Raw genomic sequence first — 17,085 nt, 5'->3', positions numbered from 1 at the left:
TGTCGCAGCCCCTCTACAGCTTCATGAGATTGGCGTCGTCGACCGAAGCCGAGTGGCGGGAGCGGAAGATCGACACGATGATCGCCAGGCCGACCACGACTTCCGCGGCGGCGACCACCATCGTGAAGAACGCGATCACCTGGCCGTCGAGGTTGCCGTGCAGCCGCGAGAAGGTGACGAACGCCAGGTTGCAGGCGTTCAGCATCAGCTCGATGCACATGAAGACCACGATCGCGTTGCGCCGGATCAGTACGCCCGCCGCGCCGATGGTGAACAGCAGCGCCGACAGGTACAGGTAGTTGGCCGGATTCACTTGGCACCCTCCTCGGCCCGGTCGGAAGCCCGGTCGGCCTCTCGTGCGGCTTCCCGGTCGGCCTCGCGTACGGTCTCGCGCTCGGCTCGTTCGGCCTTGCGCTCCACCGCCGTACGCTCCGGCTCGCGCTCCAGGTACTCCTCGGTGCGCTGGTCCAGCTCGGCGAGCCGGTGCAGGGCGTCGGCGGACACGTCACGGATCTGGCCGCGGGCCCGCAGCGTGGCGCTGACCGACAGCTCCGAGATGGAACCGTCGGGCAGCAGCGCGGGGATGTCCACCGCGTTGTGCCGGGCGTAGGTGCCGGGCGCGGGCAGCGGGGTGACCTGTACGCCGCCGCGCACGCGCGCCTCGGACAGCTCGCGCTGGGTGCGCCGCTCCTCGGTGCGCTCGCGGTGCGTGAGCACCATCGCGCCGATGGCCGCGGTGATCAGCAGCGCGCCGGTGATCTCGAAGGACCACACGTACTTGGTGAAGATCAGCCGGGCCAGACCGGGCACGTTGCCCGCGGAGTTGGCCTGGCCGACACCGGCGAAGGTGTCGAGCGAGGCGTTGCCGATCCCGGCGATCAGCAGGATGCCGAAGCCGAGACCGCAGGCCGCGGCCATCCAGCGCTGGCCCTTGAGCGTCTCCTTCAGCGAGTCGGCGGCGGTGATGCCGACCAGCATGACGACGAAGAGGAAGAGCATCATGATCGCGCCGGTGTAGACGACGATCTGCACGACGCCCAGGAAGTACGCGCCCTGCGCCAGGTAGAAGATCGCGAGCACGATCATCGTCCCGGCCAGCGACAGCGCGCTGTGCACGGACTTCTTCATCAGGACGGTGCCGAGCGCGCCGAGCACGGCGACCGTGCCCAGAATCCAGAACTGGACGGCCTCGCCGGTGGAGGTCTGCGACGCGGCGGCGGCGAGCTGGGAGGTGGCGAGCTGGGAGGTCGCGGCGATCATGCCTCGTCCCCCGTTCCCGCGGGCGTGCCGCCGCCGGGGGCGGGCGCGACCGCGGCGCCCTCGGCGTCGGTCCTGGTGAAGCCCGTCTCGGGGGCGTCGGGCGCGTCCGCCGCGGTGGCGCCGTCGGTCCGCACCGTCTCGTCCGGCTTCTCGCCCTTGGAGACCGCGACCTGCCGTACGGTGCCGGGCGCGGCCTCGGTGACCGCGCCGCGGTAGTAGTCGCCCTCGTCCATGCCGGGGAAGATCGAGTGCGGCGAGTCGACCATGCCCTCCTCGAGCCCGGACAGGAGCTGTTCCTTGGTGAAGATCAGCGACTCGCGGGTCCGGTCGGCCAGTTCGTACTCGTTGGTCATCGTCAGCGCGCGCGTCGGGCACGCCTCGATGCACAGGCCGCACAGGATGCAGCGGGCGTAGTTGATCTGGTAGACGCGGCCGTAGCGCTCACCGGGTGAGTAGCGCTCCTCCTCGGTGTTGTCCGCGCCCTCCACGTAGATGGCGTCCGCCGGGCAGGCCCACGCGCACAGCTCGCAGCCGACGCACTTCTCCAGGCCGTCCGGGTGCCGGTTGAGCTGGTGGCGGCCGTGGAAACGCGGGGCGGTGGGCTTCTTGTACTCGGGGTACTGCTCGGTCAGCCGCTTCTTGAACATGGCCTTGAAGGTCACGCCGAAGCCTGCGACCGGGCCGAGGAACTCAGGCATCGCCGTCCTCCTTCTTCTCCTGCTCGGGGGCATCCTGGACGTCCGGTTCCGCCGCGCCGGACACGCCGGACGCGCTGGCGGCACCCACGAGTTGGGGCTGTGCCGCCCGGCTGGGGCGCCGCGGCACCCGCTCCGCCTCCTGACCCGGCAGCGGCGGTACGGGATAGCCGCCCGCCATCGGGTCGAAGCGGTCCGGTGGCGCGAGCGCGCCGCCGCCGCGGACGGCGGCCTTCTTCTCCTCGCGGTCCCTGAAGACGTCCGCGATGAGCGAGATCAGCAGCAGCGCGATCACCACACCGCCGATGTACAGGACGATCTTCGTGAAGTCGTAGTCCTCGTTGCGCATCGCGCGGACCGCGGCGACCAGCATCAGCCAGACCATGGAGACCGGGATGAGGACCTTCCAGCCCAGCTTCATGAACTGGTCGTAGCGGACCCGGGGCAGGGTGCCGCGCAGCCAGATGAAGAAGAACAGCAGCAACTGGACCTTGACGATGAACCAGAGCATCGGCCACCAGCCGTGGTTCGCGCCGATCCAGACCGTGCTGATCGGCCAGGGGGCGCGCCAGCCGCCGAGGAAGAGCGTCGTCGCGACCGCGGAGACCGTCACCATGTTCACGTACTCGGCGAGCATGAACAGCGCGAACTTGATCGAGCTGTACTCGGTGTTGAAGCCGCCGACCAGGTCGCCCTCGGACTCCGGCATGTCGAACGGCGCGCGGTTGGTCTCGCCGACCATCGCGATGATGTAGATGATCAGCGAGACGGGCAGCAGGATCGCGTACCAGCGGTCGTGCTGCGCCTCGACGATCGTCGACGTCGACATGGAGCCGGAGTAGAGGAAGACCGCCGCGAAGGACAGGCCCATCGCGATCTCGTACGAGATCATCTGCGCGGACGCGCGCAGGCCGCCGAGCAGCGGGTACGTCGAGCCGGACGACCAGCCCGCCAGGACGATGCCGTAGATGCCGACCGACGCGGTGGCCAGGATGAACAGCAGGCCGATCGGGAGGTCGGTGAGCTGGAGCGCGGTGCGCTGGCCGAAGATCGACACCTCGTTGTCGGCCGGGCCGAAGGGGATCACCGCGAACGCCATGAAGGCCGGGATGGCCGCCACGACGGGCGCGAGGATGAACACCACCTTGTCGGCCCGCTTGACGACGATGTCCTCCTTCAGCATCAGCTTGATGCCGTCGGCGAGGGACTGGAGCATGCCCCAGGGGCCGTGCCGGTTCGGGCCGATGCGCAACTGCATCCACGCGACGACCTTGCGCTCCCACACGATGGCGACGAGCACGGTCAGCATCGCGAAGGCGAAGCAGAAGACCGCCTTGAGGATGATCAGCCACCAGATGTCGTTGCCGAACCAGGAGAGATTCTCCGTGGTGGCGGCGAGCTGGGTCAGTGGCGCGCTCATCGGGTGCCCTCCTCTTGCGTGACCGCGGCGGCGCCGCCGACGGAGACGACCTGGCCCGTACGGGCACCGGTGTCGGAGGCGACGCCGTTCCCCGCGGAGTTCAGCGGCAGCCACACCACCCGGTCGGGCATCGCGGTGACGACCAGCGGCAGCGTGACCGCGCCCGCGGGCCCGGTCACCGTCAGCGGGTCGCCGTCGGTGACACCGGCCTCGGCGGCGGTGGCGGCCGACAGCCGGGCGACGGCCGCGTGCCGGGTGCCGGCCAGCGCGTCGTCCCCGTCCTGGAGGCGGCCCTGGTCGAGCAGCAGCCGGTGTCCGGCCAGCAGCGCCTGGCCCGCCTCGGGGCGGGGCAGCGATCCGGCGGACTCCAGCGGCGAGCTGCCCCAGGGGCCGTCCCACCCGGCGAGCCGGTCGAGTTCGGAGCGCGCGCCCCGCACGTCGGCCAGGCCGAGCCGGACGTCGAGCGCGTCGGCCAGCATCGTCAGGACGCGGGCGTCCGGGAGCTGGTGCCGGTTGGTGGCCTGGTCGGGCTTGATGGCCGCGTCGAACATCCGGGCCCTGCCCTCCCAGTTGAGGAAGGTGCCGGTCTTCTCGGCGACCGCGGCGACCGGGAGGACGACGTCGGCGCGGTCGGTGACCTCGCTGGGCCGCTGCTCCAGGCTGACCAGGAAGCCGACCGCGTCCAGCGCCTCGCGGGCGCGGGCCGGGTCCGGCAGGTCCGCGACCTCGACGCCGCCGACGACCAGGGCCGCCAGCTCGCCCGCGGCGGCGGCCTCGACGATCTGGCCGGTGTCGCGGCCGAAGCGGTGCGGCAGCTCCGGCAGACCCCACACCGAGGCGACCTCGGCGCGGGCCCGCGGGTCGGTGACCGGACGGCCGCCGGGCAGCAGTCCGGGCAGCGCGCCCGCCTCGACGGCGCCGCGCTCACCGGCCCTGCGCGGAATCCACGCCAGCGCGGCGCCGGTGGCCGTGGCCAGCCGGACCACGGCGGTCAGCCCGCCGGGCACGGCGGCCAGCCGCTCGCCGACCAGGATGACGGCGCCCGCGGCGCGCAGCGCCTCGGCCGCGGCCTGCCCGGTCTCGTCCAGGCCGACACCGCCCGCGAGCGCGTCCAGCCACTCGGGTTCCGTGCCGGGGGCGGCGGGCAGCAGGACGCCGCCCGCCTTCTCCAGGCCGCGGGTGGCGTGCGTGGCCAGGGCGTACGTCTGCTGCTTGCGCTTGCGGTGCGCCTTGCGGAGCCGCAGGAAGACCCCGGGGGCCTCCTCCTCGGCCTCGAGTCCCGCCAGCAGTACGGCCGGTGCCTTCTCCAGCGCCGTGTACGTGATGCCGGTGCCCGACAGGTCGAGGCCGCGCCCGGCGACCGTGGCGGCCAGGAAGTCGGCCTCCTCGGCGGAGTGCGCGCGGGCCCTGAAGTCCACGTCGTTGGTGCCGAGCACGACGCGGGCGAACTTGGCGTACGCGTAAGCGTCCTCGACGGTGACGCGTCCGCCGGGCAGCACCGCGGCGCGGCCGTGCGCCGCGCTGAGCCCGGCCGCGGCGGCGGCCAGCGCCTCGGGCCAGGACGCGGGGACGAGTTCGCCCTCGGCGTTGCGGACCAGGGGGTGGCTCAGCCGGTCGGGGCGCTGCGCGTAGCGGAAGCCGAAGCGGCCCTTGTCGCAGATCCACTCCTCGTTGACCTGCGGGTCGTCGGCCGCCAGCCGCCGCATGACCTTGCCGCGGCGGTGGTCGGTACGGGTCGCGCAGCCGCCCGCGCAGTGCTCGCACACCGACGGCGACGACACGAGGTCGAACGGCCGGGAGCGGAAGCGGTACGCGGCCGAGGTGAGCGCGCCGACCGGGCAGATCTGGATGGTGTTGCCGGAGAAGTACGACTCGAAGGGGTCGCCGACCCCGGTGCCGATCTGCTGGAGCGCGCCGCGTTCCAGCATCTCGATCATCGGGTCGCCCGCCACCTGGTTGCTGAACCGGGTGCAGCGCGCGCACAGCACGCACCGCTCGCGGTCCAGCAGCACCTGGGTGGAGATCGGCACCGGCTTCTCGTACGTCCGCTTCTTGCCCTCGAAGCGCGAGTCGGTGTCGCCGACCTGCATCGCCTGGTTCTGCAAGGGGCATTCGCCGCCCTTGTCGCAGACCGGGCAGTCCAGCGGGTGGTTGATCAGCAGCAGCTCCATCACGCCGCGCTGCGCCTTCTCGGCGACCGGCGACGAGAGCTGCGTCTTGACGACCATCCCGTCGGTACAGGTGATCGTGCAGGACGCGACCGGCTTGCGCTGGCCCTCGACCTCGACGATGCACTGGCGGCAGGCCCCGGCCGGGTCGAGCAGCGGGTGGTCACAGAACCGGGGGATCTCGATGCCGAGCAGTTCCGCGGCCCGGATGACCAGCGTCCCCTTGGGGACGGACACCGCGATGCCGTCGATCTGCACGGAGATGAGATCTTCCGGCGGCACCGCCGCCTGACCCCCTCCGGAGGGTGCGTTGGTAGTGACGGTCACGCGTGGGCCTCCGTACGGGACTTGTCGGCCCAGGCGGTGGAGCGGGCCGGGTCGAAGGGGCAGCCCTTGCGCTCGATGTGCTCCTCGTACTCCGCGCGGAAGTGCTTCAGAGAGGAGAAGATCGGGGCGGCGGCGCCGTCGCCGAGCGCGCAGAAGGACTTGCCGTTGATGTTGTCGGCGATGTCGTTGAGCTTGTCCAGGTCCTCGGGCCGGCCCTTGCCCGCCTCGATGTCACGCAGCAACTGGACGAGCCAGTACGTGCCTTCGCGGCACGGCGTGCACTTTCCGCAGGACTCGTGGGCGTAGAACTCGGTCCAGCGGGTGACGGCCCGCACCACGCAGGTCGTCTCGTCGAAGCACTGGAGCGCCTTGGTGCCGAGCATCGATCCGGCGGCGCCGACGCCCTCGTAGTCCAGCGCGACGTCCAGGTGCTCGTCGGTGAACATCGGGGTCGAGGAGCCGCCGGGCGTCCAGAACTTGAGCCGGTGTCCCGGCCGCATGCCGCCGCCGAGGTCGAGGAGCTGCCGCAGCGTGATGCCGAGCGGCGCCTCGTACTGCCCGGGTTTGGCGACGTGCCCGGAGAGCGAGTACAGCGTGAAGCCGGGGGACTTCTCGCTGCCCATCGCCTTGAACCAGTCCTTGCCGCGCTGCATGATCGCGGGAACCGAGGCGATCGACTCCACGTTGTTCACCACGGTGGGACAGGCGTACAGGCCCTCCACGGCGGGGAAGGGCGGGCGGAGCCTGGGCTGGCCGCGACGGCCCTCCAGGGAGTCCAGCAGCGCCGTCTCCTCACCGCAGATGTACGCGCCCGCGCCGGCGTGGACGGTCAACTCCAGGTCGAATCCGCTGCCTTGGATGTCACGGCCGAGGTAACCGGCCGCGTACGCCTCGCGCACCGCCTCGTGCAGCCTGCGCAGGACGGGGACCGTCTCGCCGCGCAGGTAGATGAAGGCGTGGCTGGAGCGGATCGCGTAACACGCGATGATCATGCCCTCGATGAGGGAGTGCGGGTTCGCGAAGAGCAGCGGGATGTCCTTGCAGGTGCCCGGCTCCGACTCGTCCGCGTTGACCACGAGGTAGTGCGGCTTGCCGTCGCCCTGCGGGATGAACTGCCACTTCATGCCGGTCGGGAAGCCCGCGCCGCCACGGCCGCGCAGCCCCGAGTCCTTCACGTACGCGATCACGTCGTCCGGCGCCATCGCGAGCGCCTTGTCCAGGCCCTGGTAGCCGTCGTGCCTGCGGTAGGTGGCCAGGGTCCAGGACTCCGGCTCGTCCCAGAAGGCCGACAGCACGGGGGCGAGCAGCTTCTCCGCCGAGTCCACGGTCATCACTCGCCCTCCTCCTGCCTGGCGTTGTCGGCCACCGGGTCCGCGGCGTTGGCCGGGTCGGACTCGGCGGTCTTGTTGGGCGCGTCGTGCGAGCTGGCGTGCTGGGCGGGCGACGGGGTGTCCCGCGGCCCGGCCGGTGTGTCACGCGGCGAGTCGGCGCGCTGGGTGACGACCCGCGAGGGGGTCTCGCCCTTGTGCAGCCGCAGACCGGTGAGGGACGCGGGGCCCGCGCCGCCGCTGGCCTCGACCGCGCCGGGGCGCTCGTCGGGGAAACCGGCCAGGATGCGGGCGGTCTCCTTGTACGTGCACAGGGGCGCGCCGCGGGTCGGCCGGACCTCGCGTCCGGCGATCAGGTCGTCCACGAGCTGCTTGGCCGACTCCGGCGTCTGGTTGTCGAAGAACTCCCAGTTGATCATCACGACGGGCGCGAAGTCGCAGGCCGCGTTGCACTCGATGTGCTCCAGCGTGACCTTGCCGTCCTCGGTCGTCTCGTCGTTGCCGACGCCGAGGTGCTGCTTCAGCTCGTCGAAGATCGCGTCGCCGCCCATGACCGCGCACAGCGTGTTGGTGCACACGCCGACCTGGTAGTCGCCGGACGGCTTGCGCCGGTACATCGTGTAGAAGGTCGCCACCGCGGTGACCTCGGCGGTGGTCAGGTCGAGCACCTCGGCGCAGAACCGGATGCCGGTCCTGGTGACGTACCCCTCCTCGGACTGCACGAGGTGCAGCAGCGGCAGCAGGGCGCTGCGCGATCCGGGGTAGCGGGCGATCACTTCCTTGGCGTCGGCCTCCAGCCGGGCGCGCACATCGGCCGGGAAGTCCGGGGCGGGCATCTGCGGGATGCCCAGGGACACTCCCCCGGTGGCACCCATGGCCACGTCTGTCATCGGTCGACGCCTCCCATCACGGGGTCGATGGACGCCACCGCGACGATGACGTCGGCGACCTGGCCGCCCTCGCACATCGCCGCCATGGACTGGAGATTGGTGAAGGACGGGTCGCGGAAGTGCACCCGGAACGGGCGGGTGCCGCCGTCGCTGACCGCGTGCACCCCCAGCTCGCCCTTGGCCGACTCGATCGCCGCGTAGGACTGTCCTGCCGGGACCCGGAAGCCCTCGGTCACCAGCTTGAAGTGGTGGATCAGGGCCTCCATCGAGGTGCCCATGATCTTCTTGATGTGGTCGAGCGAGTTGCCGAGGCCGTCGGGGCCGAGCGCGAGCTGCGCGGGCCAGGCGATCTTCTTGTCCTCGACCATCACCGGGCCCGGCGCGAGCCGGTCGAGCACCTGCTCGACGATCCGCAGGCTCTGGTGCATCTCCTCCAGGCGGACCCGGAACCGGCCGTAGGAGTCGCAGGTGTCGGCGGTCGGCACCTCGAAGTCGTAGTTCTCGTAACCGCAGTACGGGTCGGACTTGCGCAGGTCGTGCGGGAGTCCGGCGGCGCGCAGGATCGGTCCTGTGGCGCCGAGCGCCATGCACCCGGCGAGGTCCAGGTAACCGACGTCCACCATGCGGCCCTTGAAGATCGGGTTGCCGGTGGCGAGCTTGTCGTACTCGGGCAGATTCTTGCGGAACGTCTTCACGAACTCGCGGACGAGGTCGATCGCGCCGGGCGGCAGGTCCTGCGCGAGGCCGCCGACGCGGACGTACGCGTGGTTCATCCGCAGGCCGGTGATCAGCTCGAAGATGTCGAGGATGTACTCGCGGTCGCGGAACCCGTAGATCATGATCGTGGTCGCGCCCAGCTCCATGCCGCCGGTGGCGATGCAGACCAGGTGGGACGCGATCCGGTTGAGCTCCATCATGAGCACGCGGATGTCGGTGGCGCGCTGCGGCACCTGCTCGGTGATGCCGAGCAGCTTCTCGACGGCCAGGCAGTACGCCGTCTCGTTGAACAGCGGCGTCAGGTAGTCCATGCGCGTCACGAAGGTGGACCCCTGGGTCCACGTCCGGAACTCCATGTTCTTCTCGATGCCGGTGTGCAGGTAGCCGATGCCCGACCTGGCCTCGGTGACCGTCTCGCCGTCGATCTCCAGCATCAGCCGGAGCACACCGTGGGTGGACGGGTGCTGCGGGCCCATGTTGACGATGATGCGCTCGTCGTCGGCCTTGCTGACGGTCTCGGCCAGCTCGTCCCAGTCACCGCCGGTGACGGTGAAGACCCGGCCTTCGGTGGTCTCCCGCTCGTCGGCCTGCTGCGGGGCGTGGTGAGTACTCATTAGCTGTACGACCTCCGCTGGTCGGGAGCCGGGATCTGGGCACCCTTGTACTCGACGGGGATGCCGCCGAGCGGGTAGTCCTTGCGCTGCGGGTGGCCGGGCCAGTCGTCCGGCATCATGATCCGGGTGAGCGCCGGGTGGCCGTCGAAGACGATGCCGAAGAAGTCCCACGTCTCGCGCTCGTGCCAGTCGTTGGTCGGGTAGACCGAGACCAGCGACGGGATGTGCGGGTCGGCGTCGGGGGCGCTGACCTCCAGGCGGATCAGCCGCGCGTGGGTGATCGAGCGCAGGTGGTAGACGGCGTGCAGCTCGCGGCCCTCGTCGCCGAGGTAGTGCACGCCGCTGACGCCGAGGCACAGCTCGAAGCGGAGCGCCGGGTCGTCGCGGAGCGTCCTGGCGACGGTGACCAGGTGTTCGCGGGCGATGTGGAAGGTCAGCTCGCCGCGGTCCACGACGGTCTTCTCGATCGCCTCGGCCGGGGGCAGGCCCTGCTCCTCCAACGCGCCTTCCAGCTCGTCGGCGATCTCGTCGAAGACGCCGTCGGCTCCGCCGTAGGGCCTGTTGCTCGCGCCGGGCAGCCGGACGGTACGGACCAGGCCGCCGTAACCGCTGGTGTCGCCGCCGTTGTTGGCACCGAACATGCCCTTGCGGACGCCGATGACCTCACCGGCGTCGGCGCGCTGTCCCGGCAGGTTCTCCGGGGTCTCGGGAGTGTTGCTGGTCACCGCAGCAGGCCCTTCATCTCGATCGTCGGGAGCGCCTTGCGGGCCGCTTCCTCCGCCTCGCGGGCCGCCTCTTCGCGGTTCACGCCGAGCTTGGAGTGCTGGATCTTCTCGTGCAGCTTGAGGATCGCGTCCAGCAGCATCTCGGGGCGCGGCGGGCAGCCGGGCAGGTAGATGTCGACCGGCACGACGTGGTCGACGCCCTGCACGATCGCGTAGTTGTTGAACATCCCGCCGCTGGAGGCGCAGACACCCATCGAGATGACCCACTTGGGGTTCGGCATCTGGTCGTAGACCTGGCGCAGCACCGGGGCCATCTTCTGGCTCACCCGGCCGGCCACGATCATCAGGTCGGCCTGGCGCGGCGAGCCGCGGAAGACCTCCATGCCGAACCTGGCCATGTCGTAGCGCCCGGCGCCCGCGGTCATCATCTCGATGGCGCAGCAGGCCAGGCCGAAGGTGGCCGGGAAGACCGACGCCTTACGTACCCAGCCCGCGGCGGTCTCCACGGTCGTGAGCAGGAATCCGCTCGGCAGTTTCTCTTCGATACCCATGCGTTGGCTCCTGGTCCCCTTCTGTCCCCTGGTCCCCTGGTCCTCTCGGCGTTCCCTAGTCCCACTCCAGGCCGCCGCGCCGCCACACGTACGCGTAGGCGACGAAGACGGTGAGCACGAAGAGGAGCATCTCCACCAGGCCGAACATCCCCAGCCGGTCGAAGGTGACGGCCCAGGGATAGAGGAAGACGATCTCGATGTCGAAGACGATGAAGAGCATCGCCGTCAGGTAGTACTTGATCGGGAAGCGTCCCCCGCCGACCGGCTGCGGGGTGGGCTCGATGCCGCACTCATACGCTTCCAGTTTGGCCCTGTTGTACCGTTTTGGCCCGATGATCGAGGCCATGAAAACGGAGAAGATCGCGAAGCCGGCCGCAAGGCCTCCCAGCACGAGGATGGGCGCGTAGGCATTCACCGTCCCCCGCTCCTTCCTTTTCAGTCGCCAGTGACTGCGTGGGTGTCCCCCCGCCGAGGTGGGCGGAGGAGCCGGCCCTTGCCCATGGTCCGCGTCACCGAAACGACGAAGATCGCTTCTATGTGAGGCAGTTCACAAGCCTGAGCCGCCTGCATCCTATGCCTGCCGGTCTGTGATCTGCGACACGGGGTACGCCAAGACCTTTGTGATCTCCACCACCTGACGAACGATCATGAAGTCGGATGAGCGGTGATCATGGTGCGGAACGGCCGCAAAGGATCACTTCACGTCACAAGCGGAAGCGTTGTCGCTGGTCAGAGCGGTGCGCGCATTATCAAGGCGCGCTCGGCAGAGGCAAATTGGCGCTGGACGACTCCACGTGATAGCGCGCGGCGGTCGAGCGGCGACGGCCCCGGAGCCCGGCATTCACACGTGATTCACCCGCGTGAAAGCGCGCACGAGCGCATAGGTGACCGCTTATCCGAAACCGGGCGAAAGTGCTCGCGCGCCAAGATCACAAACGGGGCATTTGAGCCGTGAGCACGTCAACTGTGTCGCATCCCACCTTTGTTGAACGGAACCAAGCATTCCTGATAGCCAGGACCGCATGTCCCCGAACCAGATACGGACCTCCGCGTCCGACCGGACCTCCGCGTCCGGCTCGCATCCGACCGAATCGCATACCGGCCGCCGACGGCACGCCGCCCCCGGCCGCCCCAACTGGGTACGCAGGGCAGGACTCGTCGGCGGCGTCGTCAGCGCGATCGCTCTCGGCGGCTCCGCCGCCCCGGCCCTGGCCGACAACACCGACTCCACCCCCGCGCACGGCACTCCGGCCCTCACGCCGTCCGATCTCGCGAACGCCGCCGAGGCGGCCGCCCAGGCGTCCACGCTGACCACCGAGGTGACCGCGGCGCAGGCCGCGCAGGCGATCGACCAGGCCGCCATCGCGATGCAGCTCCAGGCCGCCAAGGACGCCTCCGTGGCCGAGGCCGCCAAGGAGGCCGCCGCCACGAAGAAGAGCGCCGACGCCAAGGCCGCCGCGAAGGCGAAGGCCGAGGCCGAGGCGAAGGCCGCCGAGGCCGCCAAGGAGCGCGCCGCCACCCAGGCCGCCTCCCGCTCGGCCGAGCGCACCGCGCTGGCCACACCGACCGCGTCGGCCAACTCGTCCGGTTCTTCTGATTCTTCTGGTTCGTCCGGTTCATCCGACTCCGGTACGACCACCTCGACGGCCAGCCCGTCCGCCACCACGGCGACCGGCAGCGTCGCGAAGCTGATCAGCTTCCTGAAGTCGCAGATCGGCAAGCCGTACGTGTACGGCGCCGCCGGTCCCGACTCGTACGACTGCTCCGGCCTCACCCAGGTCGCCTACGCCACCGTCGGCGTCGACCTGCCGCGCACCTCCCAGGAGCAGTCCAACGTCGGCACCCCCGTCTCGGTCAGCAATGTGCAGGCCGGCGACATCATCTTCTGGGGCGGCCAGGGCAGCGCCTACCACGTCGGCGTCTACATCGGCGACGGCCAGTACCTGGACGCGGCCAACCCCTCGACCCCCGTGGCCATTCACCAGATGGCCGACTACATGCCGGACTGGGCGGTTCGGGTCCTCTGACCCGTTTCCCCCTTTTCGTACGCTTGGCACCATAAGACCGCCGTGACTCCCTCACCGGGACGTCACGGCGGTCCGCTGCCCGTTGTGCGCCGACGCGCGGACGGGGAAGGGTCGGGGGTGTGACCGACGCAGACACCCGCACGCCGGACGGTCGGACGTACCGGCGGGCGGGTCAGGACGCGGAGAGCGTCACGCGCTCGGCGTGATCTTGGTCAGGCCGTTGATCACGCGGTCCATCGCGTCACCGCCGGTCGGGTCGGTGAGGTTGGCGAGCAGCTTGAGGCAGAAGCGCATCAGCATCGGGTGGGTGAGACCGCGCTGCGTGGCGATCTGGAGCACCTTCGGGTTGCCGATGAGCTTCACGAAGGCGCGGCCCAGCGTGTAGTAACCGCCGTAGGTGTCCTGGAGGATGCGCGGGTAGTTCTGAAGGGCCAGCTCGCGCTGGGCGGAGGTGGCACGGGCGTGCGCCTGGGTGATGACGTCGGCGGCGATCTGGCCGGACTCCATCGCGTAGGCGATGCCCTCGCCGTTGAACGGGTTGACCAGGCCGCCCGCGTCGCCCACCAGGACCAGGCCCTTGGTGTAGTGCGGCTTGCGGTTGAAGGCCATCGGGAGCGCGGCGCCGCGGATCGGCTGCGTCATGTTGTCCGGGGTGTAGCCCCACTCCTCCGGCATCGAGGCGCACCACGCCTTGAGCACCTCGCGCCAGTCCAGCTCGCGGTACGCGGAGGAGGAGTTGAGGATGCCGAGACCGACGTTCGACGTGCCGTCACCGAGGCCGAACACCCAGCCGTAACCGGGCAGTTGCCGGTCCTGCGGCCCGCGCCGGTCCCACAGTTCGAGCCACGACTCCAGGTAGTCGTCCTCGTGCCGCGGCGAGGTGAAGTACGTGCGGACCGCGACGCCCATCGGCCGGTCCTCGCGGCGGTGCAGGCCCATCGCCAGGGACAGCCGGGTGGAGTTGCCGTCGGCGGCGACCACCAGCGGCGCGTGGAAGGTCACCGGCCGCTTCTCCTCGCCGAGTTTGGCCTCGACGCCGGTGATCCGCCCGGTGCGCGCGTCGGTGATCGGGGCGCCGACGTTGCACCGCTCGTACAGCGTCGCGCCCGCCTTCACCGCCTGCTGGGCGAGGATGTCGTCGAAGTCGTCGCGCTTGCGGACCAGTCCGTAGTTCGGGTACGCGGCCAGCTCGGGCCAGTCCATCTGGAGGCGCACGCCGCCGCTGATGATGCGCAGGCCCTTGTTGCGCAGCCAGCCCGCCTCCTGCGAGATGTCGATTCCCATCGACACGAGCTGCTTGGTGGCGCGCGGGGTCAGGCCGTCGCCGCACACCTTCTCGCGCGGGAACGCGGTCTTCTCCAGCAGCAGGACGTTCAGTCCCGACTTGGCCAGGTAGTACGCGGTCGTCGAACCGGCGGGCCCGGCGCCGACGACGATCACATCGGCGCTGCGCTCGGACAGGGCGGTGTCGGTCACGGTGGGCTCTCCCGTTTCGGCGAGTGTCGGTGTCGGCGACGGTCGTTATCGGCCGGGCGCTGCTCGGCCGAGAGCTGCCCGGCCGGTACCGAGTCTATGAGGCCCGGCGACGGGACACAGCGGGGCCCGCCTGAACCGCGGTTCGCGGCGGCGCGGCGCGTTGACGCGAGCGCGCGGTCCTACGCGGAGGGAGCCGTGGACGGAGCCGTCGCCCGGTGCAGGGCGACGATGCCCCCGGTGAGATTGCGCCAGGCCACCGCGTTCCAACCGGCCTCCTGGAGCCGGGTGGCGAGCCCCTTCTGGTCGGGCCAGGCGCGGATGGACTCGGCGAGGTAGACGTACGCGTCGGGATTGCTGCTGACGGCCGTCGCGACCGGCGGCAGCGCCCGCATCAGGTACTCGGTGTAGACGGTCCTGAACGGCCGGTACGTGGGGTGGCTGAACTCACAGATGACCAGCCGTCCCCCGGGCTTGGCCACCCGCCGCATCTCGCGCAGCGCGGCGGCGGTGTCGTGGACATTGCGCAGCGCGAAGGAGATGGTGACCGCGTCGAAGACGCCGTCCGCGAACGGCAGCCGGGTCGCGTCCCCCGCCGTCAGCGCCAGCTCCGGGTGCCGCTTCTTGCCCTCGCGCAGCATCCCGATCGAGAAGTCGCACGGCACGACGTCGGCTCCCGCGGCGGCGAAGCGCAGCGAGGACGTGCCCGTCCCCGCCCCCAGGTCCAGCACCCGCTCGCCCGGCCCCACCTCCAGGGCCTGCGCGACGGCCTTCCGCCACAGCCGCGTCTGGCCGAGCGACAGCACGTCGTTCGTCACGTCGTACTTGGCCGCCACGTCATCGAACATGGCGGCGACTTCGTGCGGTTGCTTGTCCAGCGATGCTCGCGTCACGCCCCCACCCTATTCGCATCGCGCGCCGCCAAGGCCGCTGCCCCGTCGGGGGACCTACGCGCGGCGGTGGACGAGGCGGCCGGCCAGGACGGTGGCGACGCAGGAGCCGTCGGTGGCGAGGACGGCGAGGTCGGCCCGGCCGCCGGGGGCGAGGCCGGGCGAGGTGGTGCCGGGCCAGAGCCGGAGCAGGCCGGTGTGGTCGACGGCGGAGCGGACGGCGGCGTCGGTGAGGTCGTCCACCACCCCGGTCACCCCCCGGGAGAGGAGCTCGTGGATGCCGCGCCGCACCGACTCGGCACGGTCGTGCGGCCGGTCGGGGTCCTGCGGGTCCTCGTGGTAGGTCTCTTCGAGGAAGACGCGCACGCCGTCGGCGACGAGTCCGGGGCCGATGGTGCCGCGCCAGCGCCGTACCCGGGCGTCCGGGTGCGCGGCGGCGACCTCGTCCATCGGCCCGACCGCGACGACCCGGCCGCCGTCGACGAGGACGGCGCCGTCCGGGACGGCCTCGCCGCCCGCGGTGAGCCGGAGCAGCGGGGCGACGTGAAGGGTCAGCATGGGTCCATGATCCAGCACGCCGGGCCTCCGGGGGCAGGCCGCCCCCGGTCGCCTCAGCGCGAGGCGTCCAGCAGCTTCAGCTCCGGGTGCGCCGTACCGCCCTCGATCGCCGTGGACGACAGGTGCGAGACGACGTGGTCGTTGACCGGGTCGTTCGCCGGGTCGTCGTGGATGACCAGGTGCTCGTACGTGGTGGCGCGCTGCGCCGGGACGCGGCCCGCGGACCGGATGAGGTGGATCAGCTCCATCCGGTTGGAGCGGTGCTTGGCGCCGGCCGACGACACCACGTTCTCCTCCAGCATCACCGAGCCGAGGTCGTCGGCGCCGTAGTGCAGCGAGAGCTGGCCGACCTCCTTGCCGGTGGTGAGCCAGGACCCCTGGATGTGCGCCACGTTGTCGAGGAAGAGCCGCGCGATGGCGATCATCCGCAGGTACTCGAAGAGGGTCGCCTGCGTCTGCCCCTTCAGGTGGTTGTTCTCCGGCTGGTAGGTGTACGGGATGAAGGCCCGGAAGCCGCCGGTACGGTCCTGCACGTCGCGGATCATCCGCAGGTGCTCGATCCGCTCGGCGTTGGTCTCACCGGTGCCCATCAGCATGGTGGAGGTGGACTCGACGCCCAGGTTGTGGGCGGTCTCCATGATCTCCAGCCAGCGCTCGCCGGACTCCTTCAGCGGCGCGATGGCCTTGCGCGGCCGGGCGGGCAGCAGCTCGGCCCCGGCGCCCGCGAAGGAGTCCAGGCCCGCCGCGTGGATCCGGCGGATCGCCTCCTCGGCGCTGACCCCGGAGATCCTCGCCATGTGCTCGACCTCGGACGCGCCGAGGGAGTGGATGACGAGCTGCGGGTACGCGGCCTTGATCGCGGAGAAGTGCTCCTCGTAGTACTCGACCCCGTAGTCCGGGTGGTGGCCGCCCTGGAACATGATCTGGGTGCCGCCCAGCTCCACGGTCTCCGCGCAGCGCCGCAGGATGTCGTCGAGCCCGCGCGACCAGCCCTTGTCGGTGTCCTTGGGGGCCGCGTAGAAGGCGCAGAACTTGCACGCCGTCACGCAGACGTTCGTGTAGTTGATGTTCCGCTCGATGATGTACGTCGCGATGTGCTCGGTGCCCGCGTACCGGCGGCGGCGTACGGCGTCGGCGGCCGAGCCCAGCGCGTGCAGGGGCGCCGAGCGGTAGAGGTCCAGCGCCTCCTCCGGCGTGATCCGGCCACCGGCGGCGGCACGGTCGAGGACGGCTGCGGTATCGCTCACCGGGAGGTCCTTTCGGAGGAGTGCGGACGTGGAGTGCGGACGGACCAGCCCAGCGTACGCCAGCGTCCCGGACGACCCACGGCCCCCACGGACGGGTGTGCCGGACGTACGGGGGTGCCGGACGCGCGGGGCTGCCGAACGTACGGGTGCGCCGGACGCGCGTGTGGGCCGGACGCGCGTGTGGGCCGGACGCGC

Annotated in this window: 16 protein-coding genes; 1 reads left to right on the top strand and 15 read right to left on the bottom strand. The window is 70.7% G+C overall.

Annotated elements, in window-relative coordinates; genetic code table 11:
* Positions 1-13: 13 nt before the first annotated feature.
* The 11 genes from nuoK to ACIP4Z_RS17760 are packed head-to-tail and all read right to left on the bottom strand — an operon-like array spanning position 14 to position 11,110.
* Positions 14-313: an NADH-quinone oxidoreductase subunit NuoK gene (gene nuoK, locus ACIP4Z_RS17810; protein ID WP_355340432.1), complete on the bottom strand. Its 300-nt coding sequence runs from the start codon at positions 311-313 to the stop codon at positions 14-16.
* On the bottom strand, positions 310-1,260 hold the full coding sequence (locus tag ACIP4Z_RS17805; protein WP_391050388.1) for an NADH-quinone oxidoreductase subunit J: 951 nt from the start codon (positions 1,258-1,260) through the stop codon (positions 310-312). Before ACIP4Z_RS17805 ends, nuoK begins: the two co-directional genes overlap by 4 nt.
* Positions 1,257-1,958 carry an NADH-quinone oxidoreductase subunit NuoI gene (gene nuoI, locus ACIP4Z_RS17800; RefSeq protein WP_355340438.1) on the bottom strand — a complete coding sequence of 234 codons (702 nt, stop codon included), beginning with the start codon at positions 1,956-1,958 and terminating at the stop codon, positions 1,257-1,259. The genes ACIP4Z_RS17805 and nuoI overlap by 4 nt, the downstream gene beginning before the upstream one ends.
* Positions 1,951-3,375 carry an NADH-quinone oxidoreductase subunit NuoH gene (gene nuoH, locus ACIP4Z_RS17795; RefSeq protein WP_355340441.1) on the bottom strand — a complete coding sequence of 475 codons (1,425 nt, stop codon included), beginning with the start codon at positions 3,373-3,375 and terminating at the stop codon, positions 1,951-1,953. The genes nuoI and nuoH overlap by 8 nt, the downstream gene beginning before the upstream one ends.
* A complete protein-coding gene (locus tag ACIP4Z_RS17790) occupies positions 3,372-5,870 on the bottom strand; it encodes an NADH-quinone oxidoreductase subunit G (protein ID WP_401309068.1) in 2,499 nt (832 codons plus the stop codon). The genes nuoH and ACIP4Z_RS17790 overlap by 4 nt, the downstream gene beginning before the upstream one ends.
* Positions 5,867-7,201, bottom strand: a complete 1,335-nt coding sequence (nuoF, locus tag ACIP4Z_RS17785; protein WP_355340447.1) for an NADH-quinone oxidoreductase subunit NuoF — start codon at positions 7,199-7,201, stop codon at positions 5,867-5,869. The genes ACIP4Z_RS17790 and nuoF overlap by 4 nt, the downstream gene beginning before the upstream one ends.
* The gene (gene nuoE / locus ACIP4Z_RS17780) at positions 7,201-8,088 is read right to left on the bottom strand and encodes an NADH-quinone oxidoreductase subunit NuoE (protein WP_355340450.1); all 888 of its coding nucleotides are present in this window, start codon (positions 8,086-8,088) and stop codon (positions 7,201-7,203) included. The genes nuoF and nuoE overlap by 1 nt, the downstream gene beginning before the upstream one ends.
* On the bottom strand, positions 8,085-9,419 hold the full coding sequence (locus tag ACIP4Z_RS17775; protein ID WP_355340453.1) for an NADH-quinone oxidoreductase subunit D: 1,335 nt from the start codon (positions 9,417-9,419) through the stop codon (positions 8,085-8,087). Before ACIP4Z_RS17775 ends, nuoE begins: the two co-directional genes overlap by 4 nt.
* Positions 9,419-10,144, bottom strand: a complete 726-nt coding sequence (locus tag ACIP4Z_RS17770; RefSeq protein WP_401309063.1) for an NADH-quinone oxidoreductase subunit C — start codon at positions 10,142-10,144, stop codon at positions 9,419-9,421. The genes ACIP4Z_RS17775 and ACIP4Z_RS17770 overlap by 1 nt, the downstream gene beginning before the upstream one ends.
* Positions 10,141-10,695: an NADH-quinone oxidoreductase subunit B family protein gene (locus ACIP4Z_RS17765; RefSeq protein ID WP_355340459.1), complete on the bottom strand. Its 555-nt coding sequence runs from the start codon at positions 10,693-10,695 to the stop codon at positions 10,141-10,143. The genes ACIP4Z_RS17770 and ACIP4Z_RS17765 overlap by 4 nt, the downstream gene beginning before the upstream one ends.
* Positions 10,696-10,750: 55 nt before the next feature.
* Positions 10,751-11,110 carry an NADH-quinone oxidoreductase subunit A gene (locus ACIP4Z_RS17760; RefSeq protein ID WP_355340462.1) on the bottom strand — a complete coding sequence of 120 codons (360 nt, stop codon included), beginning with the start codon at positions 11,108-11,110 and terminating at the stop codon, positions 10,751-10,753.
* A gap of 607 nt (positions 11,111-11,717) precedes the next feature.
* Between ACIP4Z_RS17760 and ACIP4Z_RS17755 the strand changes: the two genes are divergently transcribed.
* The gene (locus tag ACIP4Z_RS17755) at positions 11,718-12,722 is read left to right on the top strand and encodes an NlpC/P60 family protein (RefSeq protein ID WP_391050387.1); all 1,005 of its coding nucleotides are present in this window, start codon (positions 11,718-11,720) and stop codon (positions 12,720-12,722) included.
* A 189-nt stretch (positions 12,723-12,911) separates the two neighbouring features.
* On the opposite strand, the gene ACIP4Z_RS17750 is transcribed toward ACIP4Z_RS17755, so the two are convergent.
* The 4 genes from ACIP4Z_RS17750 to mqnC all read right to left on the bottom strand — a co-directional run bounded on the left by ACIP4Z_RS17750 (position 12,912) and on the right by mqnC (position 16,890).
* A complete protein-coding gene (locus tag ACIP4Z_RS17750) occupies positions 12,912-14,198 on the bottom strand; it encodes a geranylgeranyl reductase family protein (protein ID WP_355340468.1) in 1,287 nt (428 codons plus the stop codon).
* A 179-nt stretch (positions 14,199-14,377) separates the two neighbouring features.
* Positions 14,378-15,088, bottom strand: a complete 711-nt coding sequence (locus ACIP4Z_RS17745) for a demethylmenaquinone methyltransferase (protein ID WP_355340471.1) — start codon at positions 15,086-15,088, stop codon at positions 14,378-14,380.
* A 54-nt stretch (positions 15,089-15,142) separates the two neighbouring features.
* Positions 15,143-15,643 carry an imidazolonepropionase-like domain-containing protein gene (locus ACIP4Z_RS17740; RefSeq protein ID WP_391050386.1) on the bottom strand — a complete coding sequence of 167 codons (501 nt, stop codon included), beginning with the start codon at positions 15,641-15,643 and terminating at the stop codon, positions 15,143-15,145.
* A gap of 53 nt (positions 15,644-15,696) precedes the next feature.
* A complete protein-coding gene (gene mqnC / locus ACIP4Z_RS17735; RefSeq protein WP_355340477.1) occupies positions 15,697-16,890 on the bottom strand; it encodes a cyclic dehypoxanthinyl futalosine synthase in 1,194 nt (397 codons plus the stop codon).
* Between the last annotated feature and the right edge of the window lie 195 nt (positions 16,891-17,085).

It is taken from the genome of Streptomyces sp. NPDC088910 (genome assembly GCF_044749865.1).
Classification (GTDB): domain Bacteria; phylum Actinomycetota; class Actinomycetes; order Streptomycetales; family Streptomycetaceae; genus Actinacidiphila.
The sequence above is the reverse complement of the archived record's forward strand: the minus strand, read 5'-3'. Positions and strand labels throughout refer to the sequence as shown.

What these genes read in the sequence shown, in the direction of transcription:
- nuoE (WP_355340450.1), bottom strand. Translation starts at nt 8,088, where the DNA reads ATGACAGACGTGGCCATGGGTGCCACCGGGGGAGTGTCCCTGGGCATC.
- ACIP4Z_RS17775 (WP_355340453.1), bottom strand. Translation starts at nt 9,419, where the DNA reads ATGAGTACTCACCACGCCCCGCAGCAGGCCGACGAGCGGGAGACCACC.
- nuoI (WP_355340438.1), bottom strand. Translation starts at nt 1,958, where the DNA reads ATGCCTGAGTTCCTCGGCCCGGTCGCAGGCTTCGGCGTGACCTTCAAG.
- ACIP4Z_RS17740 (WP_391050386.1), bottom strand. Translation starts at nt 15,643, where the DNA reads ATGCTGACCCTTCACGTCGCCCCGCTGCTCCGGCTCACCGCGGGCGGC.
- ACIP4Z_RS17765 (WP_355340459.1), bottom strand. Translation starts at nt 10,695, where the DNA reads ATGGGTATCGAAGAGAAACTGCCGAGCGGATTCCTGCTCACGACCGTG.
- nuoF (WP_355340447.1), bottom strand. Translation starts at nt 7,201, where the DNA reads ATGACCGTGGACTCGGCGGAGAAGCTGCTCGCCCCCGTGCTGTCGGCC.
- ACIP4Z_RS17755 (WP_391050387.1), top strand. Translation starts at nt 11,718, where the DNA reads ATGTCCCCGAACCAGATACGGACCTCCGCGTCCGACCGGACCTCCGCG.
- nuoH (WP_355340441.1), bottom strand. Translation starts at nt 3,375, where the DNA reads ATGAGCGCGCCACTGACCCAGCTCGCCGCCACCACGGAGAATCTCTCC.
- ACIP4Z_RS17805 (WP_391050388.1), bottom strand. Translation starts at nt 1,260, where the DNA reads ATGATCGCCGCGACCTCCCAGCTCGCCACCTCCCAGCTCGCCGCCGCC.